General features: G+C 56.7%; 6 protein-coding genes and 1 pseudogene. 6 read left to right on the forward strand and 1 reads right to left on the reverse strand.

Annotated elements, in window-relative coordinates:
* Positions 1–291: 291 nt before the first annotated feature.
* Positions 292–1,434, reverse strand: a complete 1,143-nt coding sequence (locus ABX962_RS21865; RefSeq protein ID WP_372722299.1) for a GNAT family N-acetyltransferase — start codon at positions 1,432–1,434, stop codon at positions 292–294.
* Between the two features lie 249 nt (positions 1,435–1,683).
* Between ABX962_RS21865 and ABX962_RS21870 the strand changes: the two genes are divergently transcribed.
* The 6 genes and pseudogenes from ABX962_RS21870 to ABX962_RS21895 form a co-directional block, all read left to right on the forward strand.
* Entirely contained in the window at positions 1,684–3,003 is a 1,320-nt protein-coding gene (locus ABX962_RS21870) for a PQQ-binding-like beta-propeller repeat protein (protein WP_372722301.1), read from the forward strand.
* Positions 3,004–3,213: 210 nt separating this feature from the next.
* Complete coding sequence (gene larE / locus ABX962_RS21875; RefSeq protein WP_372722303.1) at positions 3,214–4,047, forward strand: ATP-dependent sacrificial sulfur transferase LarE; 834 nt, start codon at positions 3,214–3,216, stop codon at positions 4,045–4,047.
* Positions 4,044–5,597 (forward strand): protein kinase, encoded by a 1,554-nt coding sequence (locus tag ABX962_RS21880; RefSeq protein ID WP_372722305.1) that lies wholly within the window; start codon positions 4,044–4,046, stop codon positions 5,595–5,597. The genes larE and ABX962_RS21880 overlap by 4 nt, the downstream gene beginning before the upstream one ends.
* 150 nt (positions 5,598–5,747) lie before the next feature.
* On the forward strand, positions 5,748–6,923 hold the full coding sequence (gene eboE, locus ABX962_RS21885) for a metabolite traffic protein EboE (protein ID WP_372722307.1): 1,176 nt from the start codon (positions 5,748–5,750) through the stop codon (positions 6,921–6,923).
* Positions 6,924–7,007: 84 nt separating this feature from the next.
* Positions 7,008–7,727: a pyridoxine 5'-phosphate synthase gene (locus ABX962_RS21890; RefSeq protein WP_372722309.1), complete on the forward strand. Its 720-nt coding sequence runs from the start codon at positions 7,008–7,010 to the stop codon at positions 7,725–7,727.
* A 483-nt stretch (positions 7,728–8,210) separates the two neighbouring features.
* Positions 8,211–9,066 (forward strand): annotated as a pseudogene (locus ABX962_RS21895) (hypothetical protein); the annotation flags it as partial.

Below are 9,066 nucleotides of genomic sequence, written 5' to 3' on the forward strand. Positions count from 1 at the left end.
CCCGACGCAAATGTTCCGCATCGCATGACGATTCAGTATGCAGCGGCGTAGCGATTGCCAAAGCTGGGGCACAAACGCCCAGCGAGGAACCGACCATGTGATTTTGGATCTGCCACTCATCCCCCAACTCCTCTAACGGTGCCGATATCGATCCAGGGCACGAAATAGTTGGAGACGGGGCGCCGATTCAGCAAACCATTCTCGGTCCGCTTTCCAAGCTGAAACCGTCGTCGGTGAACGCGACGTGCGCAAAGAATCGCGGCTAAGACAAATACCCGCGTTCTCGCAACATTAAGACGTCAGTGCCATGTCGACGACTTTGACGAGCTCGCGGCCAGTGCGGCGACGAGCCCATTGCTTCAGCTCGAATTGCGCGGACCAGGCACTGTGACACACCTTGGCCCACCAGCGGGGTGCGACGACTCGTAACTGCAGTAGCGGTGTCGGCTCGGCGCCGCTGCGGGGCTTGTAGGGTTCGTCGCCTCTCATATATTCGATCCCACGAAGCCCTTGATCGTGAACGTACTTCAGTGTGTTCACCGCGAGAATCCGGCCAGGCTCGAGTTCGGATGCGTCCAGATCAAAACCGCTGCTGTAAATGTACAGCAGATCATCCGAAAGAATCCCCAGCTCGCCGCCGATGATCCGGCCGTCCAACCACAGTACCGGCAGATACAAACGATCACTCTGGAACATTTCATGAGCTATTTGGATCACGAAATCGCGGAGTCGTTTGTCGGCATAGGACCCTGGTTCGCCTACCGCGTTCCAGCGGCGTTGATGCAGTTCGATCATCGCGCCGATGAACTCGTCCACCTGCTCGGCCGACTGGGCGAGGACACGCTGCATTCCGGGGGTTTTGTCCACCGCTTCGAGGAACCCTTTGGTCTTTTTGCGAGTCCGTTTGCTATGGTTGCTCAACTGTTGCTCCCACGATTCAGCCGACTTCAGAAACCAGGTGCTCATGCGTGATTGCGCATGAACGATCACTCCCGCCTTCGCAAGTGACGCAGAGAAGGATCGCATAATGGGATCGGCGGCGCTGACGCCATCGAGCTCGAGAAAATCCCAGCCGTAGGAGTCACTGCCTGCATGAAGACACAAAAATTGGACCATCGCATCGACAATGCTTTGGGCGGCGGTAGCGCTGGAGTCCAAAAGAATCGAGGCAAAATCGGTACAAGCGTTGTTATCCCCCATAAAACGCAGCGTTCGCGGAGAAGCGAGCTGTCGACAGAGCGGCAAAATCCCGCAAATTTGCCCCTGATCATCTCGGGCCACCACCACGTACGCTTCCAACGCGTCGCCAAACTGGTCCCACCACGGCTTGAGCCAGCAGGTTTGACGAAAGGGAATTCCGTCCGAAAGCGAATTCCAGCTCTCGGGATTTCCGAACAGGTCGTTCAGGCTGCTCGAACATTCGACTCGGTACATATTGGGGCCATCACCGTGGAGATTTTCATGAGGGATTCACCTGAAAATCTAGCCCGGGGGATGGGTCGCGTACGGACGCAGCGCGAGGTTTCGCTTACAATGCAACCTGCAAAAAAACGCCAAAGCTTCGTAATCGGCACAACCGCTGCAATCGCTCTTGGCCTGCATTCACAGCAGACTCCGCTCTGCACGCCGCCTACCTGATCCCCGTCCCACCGTTTTGTTCACCTTCATTGTCCTGGAAATCAAATGACGTCATCCCCTTGGCTTGTTGGTAAATTATCGATCGCAATCCTCGTCGGACTCGGATTGCCAGCCCGAATCGTTGCTGAATCACCGCGGTCCCAACAAAGTGCAACCGCGAATCCGTCGTCTTGGTCTGAATTCCACGGCGCCCATGCCCAGGGGTTTACTGCCGACGGTTCACTTCCAGAGCGTTGGAGCGAGGACGATTATGCATGGCGTCACGACACCGGCGACTACAACGTCGGTTCTCCGATCGTTGCCAATAACCATGTGGTATTCCTGGCGTCCGATGTCAAAAAGCAAACGATCGCGGTCCGAGCTTTGGACTTGGCGACCGGACAATTGGCTTGGCAGCGTCCCTATCCACACCACGTCACTCATCTGCACTCGCGAAACACGGCAGCGTCCAGCACTGCGTCGGCCGATGCTACTCACATCTTTTGTTCATGGAGTGATCCCGAGCATACGATGCTGAAGTGTTTCGACTTTGACGGCAACGAGATTTGGTCGCGTGATTTTGGAACCTGGCAAAGCCAACATGGCTTCGGCACGTCACCGCGGATCTTTGGTTCGCTCGTGATCCTGTTCAATTCACAACAGGGCGAACAGTTAAAGCCGGGCGATACTCCGGGGCAAAGTCGCATGATCGCGGTTGATCGCCGCACCGGCGAAACCGTTTGGGAAACGCCTCTCAAAACCACGCGAACGTGTTATGGAGTGCCCGCCATTTTCCAAGGCAAAGACGGAGCCGCACAAGTGATCAACGCCAACACCGGAAACGGTATGTTTGGCTTGGACGCAAAAACGGGAGAAATGCTCTGGAGTCTGCCGGTATTTGGTGCACGCTGCTGCAGCACCCCATTGGTCGTGGGCGACCTGGCGATTGCAACTGCGGGCAGCGGAGGCGGTGGAAACCATCTTGTCGCGGTTCGCATTCCACAATCAAAAAACGAGCAACCCGAACAAGTTTACCGAATCGACCGAGGATCGCCTTACGTCCCCACCCCGGCGAAGAAAGGCAACCGATTGTTCATGATTGACGACAAAGGGATCGCGTCGTGCGTTGATGTCACGTCTGGCGAGACGATTTGGAAAGAACGTATCGGCGGCAATTTCGGAGCCTCGCCCATCATCGTCGACGACACGATGTTGATCATCAGTCTGGATGGCAAAGCAACCCTGCTGCGGGCCAGTGACCGTTTCGAGAAACTCGGGCAAGTCGATTTGGGCGGCCCCGTCGGCGCGACGCCGGCATATTCAAACGGACGTTTATTGCTTAGAGTCGGTAACGAAATCCGTTGTTTAGACACGTCCAAAGGCTAGATCTCGAGTAGACCGGAGTGGACGAGGCAACGAGTCCTTGCGGAATTGGGGCGGGACACGTAGCCTCGTTCACTACAGATGGCGGGACTCGTGGCCTCGTCCACTACAGATGGCGGGACTCGTGGCCTCGCCCACTACAAGATGGGGGGGCGGGGGCTCGTCTGCTACGCGAAAAATGATTGTCTCTTTTTCCAATTTTGCCTTAATACCATGTCAAGCGTCTCCTCTAACGCCGAGCGATTGATCGGGCGGATCGCATCATTTCGCCGCGTCACAGTGGCGTTTTCCGGAGGCGTGGACAGCAGTGTCGTGGCGGCTGCCGCGATGCGTGCGGATTTAGATTCGCTTGTGGCCGTGACCGCGAACTCGCCCAGCGTGCCGCAGTGGCAACGGGAATGGGCAGCCCGAATCGCCCAGCAAATTGGCATTCATCAGCAGCTGGTCGCCACCGACGAAGGCCATCGCGAAGAGTACATCCGCAACGACACCCGGCGGTGCTTTTATTGCAAAGAAACGCTGTACCGGACCCTCGCCCAATTGGCGGTCCATGATCCGACCACCGTGTTGGTTTCGGGCACCAACGCCGACGACCTGGGCGACTATCGCCCTGGGATCGAAGCGGGAAATCGGGCTGCCGTGCAAACGCCGCTGGCCGATCTCGGACTCGGCAAACAAGCCGTCCGTGAGTTGGCTCGATTTTTTGGCCTCGAAAACGCCGAATTGCCCGCATCCCCCTGCTTGGCGAGCCGAGTGGCGTACGGCGTCCAGGTGACGGCCGAGCGATTAGCACGCGTCGAACAAGCTGAATCATGGTTACGTGATCGCGGATTCAGCGACGTGCGGGTCCGAGTGCACCACGACGAACTCGCCCGTGTCGAAGTCCCGCAAACGGAACTTCAACGCTTACTCGCCGGCCCGCTGGCAACCGAATTAAACGAAACATTGCGAACGATTGGCTTCCGATTTGTGACGGTTGATTTACAAGGCCTCGATTCTGGCAGCATGAATCGGGTGCTTGTTCGGATTGGAGAGAAAATTCATTGACTTCCGAAACGCCCTTGCCGACACCTCCCGATGATACCGATCTGGCTTCGTCCAAATTGATTGGATGCCGACTCGGCGACTATCAAATTCTGCGGAAACTTGGACGTGGCGGGATGGCCGACGTTTACTCGGCGCGTCATCTGACGTTGGGCCGTGACGTCGCCATCAAGATCCTGCGCAGCGACTACGCGCGCGACAAAGATTACGTCACTCGGTTTCGCCGCGAAGCCAAGGCGGCCGCAAAATTAAATCACCCGAACATCGTCCAAGTCTATGACGTGGGCAGTGTCGATTCATTTCATTACATGGCCCAAGAACTAGTCGACGGCGAAAATCTTCGCAGCGTACTTTCCAAACGAGGATCGTTGACCGTCGACGAAGCGATCGAAGTCATCGTCGGCGTCGCCTCGGCGCTCGAGGTTGCGTCGGAGGCATCGATCACGCATCGCGATATCAAGCCAGAAAACATCATGCGATCCGATCGCGGCATCGTGAAGGTGGCCGACTTTGGATTAGCGCGTCTTGGATTAGATGCCGATGCAACGCGAGGCGACTTGACGCAAGCCGGGCTGACACTTGGCACGCCACGTTACATGAGTCCCGAACAAGTCCAAGGGCATACCGTCGATGTGCGCAGCGACTTGTACTCGCTCGGGGTGACGATGTATCACCTGCTTGCCGGACGTCCACCGTTTGAAGCCGACGATCCGTTGGCGCTTGCGGTGATGCATTTGCACGAGACACCGCAGCCACTCGACCGGACTCGGGGAACGCACGACATTCCCGAGTGGTTGGTTGCGATCGTGATGAAATTGATCCGCAAACGGCCTCAGGACCGTTTTCAATCTGCCAGCGAACTGCTTGAATCGATCCAGTCCCAGGCAACGGACGCAGGATTTCCGACAGGTGCAACGGTGGGCACTGCGGCTGCTACCATTCGGCTGCAACGGGTGACGGACGAAGCACGCAGTCGTCGCAATCAGCGTTTGCGCCGCTACGCCGCCGTGATCCTATTGCCGCTGCTGTGCACCGGTGCCACGACCGCCGTGATGTTGTCGCGGCCTGCGAAAAGTATCGGCCGCTTGTTACGCCCGGACCAAGTCCCGCAAACCAATTCGGTGCAGGAACAATACCTTGTCGCGCTGACCCGCAATGACGAAGCGGGTTGGTTGGCTGTTTCTGAGAACTTTCCCCCCGAAGCCAACTCGACCAACACCAATTACTACGCCAAAAGCATGCTGCAGTTGGCTCGTTTTTTGTCCAGCGAGAAACAATGGAAACAAGCCGCAGCAGTACTCGAACGGCTCAGTGCGGACCCTAGGATCGATCGACTGTACCGCACCTTGGCATTAACTCAGCGCTGTTTGGTGCTGGAACAGATGAATGATTCGAAGCGACTTGGCGAGACACGGACTCAGTTGCAGGCGGCGTATCGCGAACTCGAAACAAGTAATCGCGATGCAGCCCTGCTGGTGAATCGTTTGGTCCCCGAGAAAGAACGGGTGAGGCTCGGGCTACAGCCCATCGCCAACAGCCCCCCAAGCAGCTAAAAAGTGGCAGAAACAGTGATGGGCTGCGAGTTGACTGCGGAACCGCGTTATTGCTACGAATGCCACCGATGCAACGTGTCGCCCACCGACACACCGCAACAAAATGCTATGATCTAAGGATCTGTTCAAAAATTCAGTTAGGAGAGATTGATGAGTTTTACCGTTGGCTATTGCACGAATGTGCATGCAGGCATGGATTTGCCGGCCATTCGCCAAAATTTGCTTCAGTACGCCGTGCCGGTGCAGTCAAGTCTTCCCATCGACACGCCCCTTGGGGTTGGACTTTGGTTGCCTGCCCAAGCGGCCGGTGAATGCTTTGATGGCGGCGCCAAACCACTGCGTCATTTTCTCGACGAACATCGGCTCGAAGCGTTCACGATCAACGGATTCCCGTACGACAATTTCCACCAAGACGTTGTCAAACACCGAGTCTATCAACCCACTTGGTGGGACCTGAGTCGATTGACTTACACCAAACAGCTCGCCGTCATCCTCACTGAACTACTGCCACAATCGCAAACCGTCGGCTCGATTAGCACCTTACCGATCGGATGGGCGTCGGACAAAGTCACCGCCGAACAACTTGAGGCTGCTGCAGAAAACCTCCGTCAATTGGCGGAGTTCTTGGCGGCATTGGAAGAACAAACCGGTCGCCGCATCGTCGTTGCGATCGAACCCGAACCCGGCTGCATCTTGGACACAAGCCAAGATATCGTGGATTGGTTTGATAAACACCTCGACAAACCGATGCATCGCCGGCACATCACCGTGTGCCACGATGTATGCCATGCGGCGGTCATGATGGAATCACAAGCCGACGTGCTTCAGCGCTATGCATCCGCCGGCATTACGATCGGAAAAGTGCAAGTCAGCAGTGCGATTGTCGCAGAATGGGACGCGATGTCGCTCGGTCGGCGGCAAGAAGCGATCGAGCAACTGAGCAAGTTTGCCGAAGATCGCTACTTGCATCAAACCGGACGTATTACCGGCGACGACCAATTTGCATTGACCGAAGACCTACCCGCTCTCATCTCGCGGGCGCCCGCATCGGGTGACCCAGCATGCGGCGACAAACGATGGGTCGTCCATTTTCATGTCCCGATCTTCCTGGAACGATTCGGACATCTAACGACCAGCCAGGATGAAGTGCGTGACTGTCTGCGAACCTTGCTCCGCAGTGACTCGTCGATTGATTTTACGGGACACCTCGAAGTGGAAACGTACGCCTGGAGCGTGCTGCCGGACGCGATGCGAAAACGTAGTCTCGCCGAAGACATCTCCGAAGAAATTCGCTGGTTGCGACGCGAGCTGATTGATTGCATCTAAGTTTCAATTCACGTTTCGTATGGTAGATTTGCCGTTTTACCGCAAGCCACGGCTTCCATACCCCCCCTCAGCTACCCCCCCAACATGATTGAACTCGGCGTCAACATTGACCATGTCGCAACCGTTCGCCAAGCACGGCGCACCTATGAACCTGATCCGGTAATTGCCGCGGCGCTTGCCGAGCAAGGGGGTGCCGACGGCATCACATTCCACTTGCGTGAAGACCGTCGACACATCCAAGAACGTGACGTCGAGGTGCTGATGCAAACCGTCACGGTCAAAACGAATCTCGAGATCGCCTGCACCGACGAAGTGGTCGCGATCGCATGCCGGGTCAAACCGACTTGGGCGCTGCTGGTCCCCGAAAGCCGAGAAGAGGTCACGACCGAAGGGGGACTGAACGTCGTGGGTGACAAAGGTCGCATCCGAGATGCGATCGAAAAATTGAAGGGCGAAGGCATCCTGACCAGCCTGTTTATCGATCCAGATTTGGAACAGGTCCAAGCGTCCGCCGATTTAAGAGTGGATGCGGTCGAATTGCACACCGGCCCGTACGCCTTGGCTCGCGGTGCGGCGCAAACCCAAGAGCTTCGGCGTTTGATCGAATCGGGCGAAAAGACATCGGAACGAGGCATGCGGCTGCATGCAGGCCACGGTTTGAACTACGCCAACGTACGCCCCGTTGCGGCGATTCCAAACATGATCGAATTGAACATCGGCCACTCGATTATCAGCCGCGCCGTGATGGTCGGAATGCGTGACGCGGTAGCGGAAATGCGGCGGATCTTGGATCTAGTCGCGTAGTTGCCACCACACGATCGGACCATCGCCGCAACCCAAATGGGTGATCGTCATCTCGCGATTTTCGATAGCTACGCTCGCTAGAGCGTGGATCGTTGGCACTCAACTCGCGTCACCATCTTTTGGCGAAGGTAGCCACCCTAAAATCCCCCCGACACACTTGACGAGTTTCGCTTCGAAGTGCGGTCGCTTTGCTGACCAAAACGGCGAACGCATCCAGCCCCCCCCCGCTGCGGAGGCATGACAGTGTCTCGCGCAAATGCGACGTTTTTGGTTAGAATACGGACGTCTCGGCGAGTACGAAACACCGCGGGGACACGTTGAATATTGTCGGACGCGACAATATTTCCGGCGTACGATCAAGATTGCCTGCTTTACCGGCCGCTATCGTTTTGATTCCACCTCGGCGTCTGTTTATAACATGAAGACGCTTGTCTCGTTGCCTCTCCCACCTCTGCCTCCCACTCTGCCTTTTGCGGAAAACGAATGTCCTTTTTTAAGATCTCCTGTCCTGGCTGCAACAAATCGCTGAAGGTTTCCGAAAGTTTGGCAGGCAAAAGTCGCGCTTGCCCCTATTGCCGAGCGACGGTGCGAATTCCCGAGACCGCTCCGCCGGAACCCGAACCGGCTTTCCCAGGCATCCAGATCAGCGAGACTCCGGCATCGGGCAAACCGCGTGCGAAGCCGGCCGCAACGGACATGACCAGTGAAAGCGTGAGTGCGGTTACCCCGGCGATCCAAACGACCGCGGCACCCGCAGCGGCTCCGGCCAAGAAAACAGTCAAACGACGTCGACGCGAAAAAAGCTGGTTCAGCAGCAGCAGCGATTCGGCCAGTAGCGACGTCAGCTTGGTGCTCAGCTTCCTGATCGGCGGTGGCATGGCGGTGCTATGGTACGGCGTGACCTACCCGATCCAAGACAGTGCGTTTGGGCAACTGTTTTGGCAGCGGGGACCGGTCCCCTTTCCGACAACGCTGCTGATGTTTTGGGCGATTGCCATCCTGGGGCTGAAGTGGCTGAATCTGAAAAAGCAAAAGGACGCGATGCTGTTGGACGTGTTGCCAACCGAGGTTTCGCCGGAGATCACGGTCGCTTCCATTGACCGTTTTATCCTGCACATCAACGAGCTTCCCGGAGCCAGCAGCGATACGTTCCTGGTCAACCGCGTGGTCCGCGGGATCGAACATTTTCGTGTCCGTAAAAGTGCCGCTGAAACCGTCACGATGATGGAGTCGCAATCGGCGATCGATGCCAACAATGTGGCGGGCAGTTACACGATTTTGAAAGTGTTCATCTGGTCACTACCAATCCTCGGGTTCATCGGGACGGTAATGGGGGTCA

Origin of the sequence: Novipirellula sp. (genome assembly GCF_041583735.1) — a bacterium.
In the GTDB taxonomy this organism is placed as follows: Bacteria; Planctomycetota; Planctomycetia; order Pirellulales; family Pirellulaceae; genus Novipirellula.

Excerpts from the sequence above, each read along its gene's own strand:
- eboE (WP_372722307.1), top strand. The coding sequence starts at position 5,748 with ATGAGTTTTACCGTTGGCTATTGCACGAATGTGCATGCAGGCATGGAT.
- ABX962_RS21870 (WP_372722301.1), top strand. The coding sequence starts at position 1,684 with ATGACGTCATCCCCTTGGCTTGTTGGTAAATTATCGATCGCAATCCTC.
- ABX962_RS21890 (WP_372722309.1), top strand. The coding sequence starts at position 7,008 with ATGATTGAACTCGGCGTCAACATTGACCATGTCGCAACCGTTCGCCAA.
- ABX962_RS21865 (WP_372722299.1), bottom strand. The coding sequence starts at position 1,434 with ATGTACCGAGTCGAATGTTCGAGCAGCCTGAACGACCTGTTCGGAAAT.
- larE (WP_372722303.1), top strand. The coding sequence starts at position 3,214 with ATGTCAAGCGTCTCCTCTAACGCCGAGCGATTGATCGGGCGGATCGCA.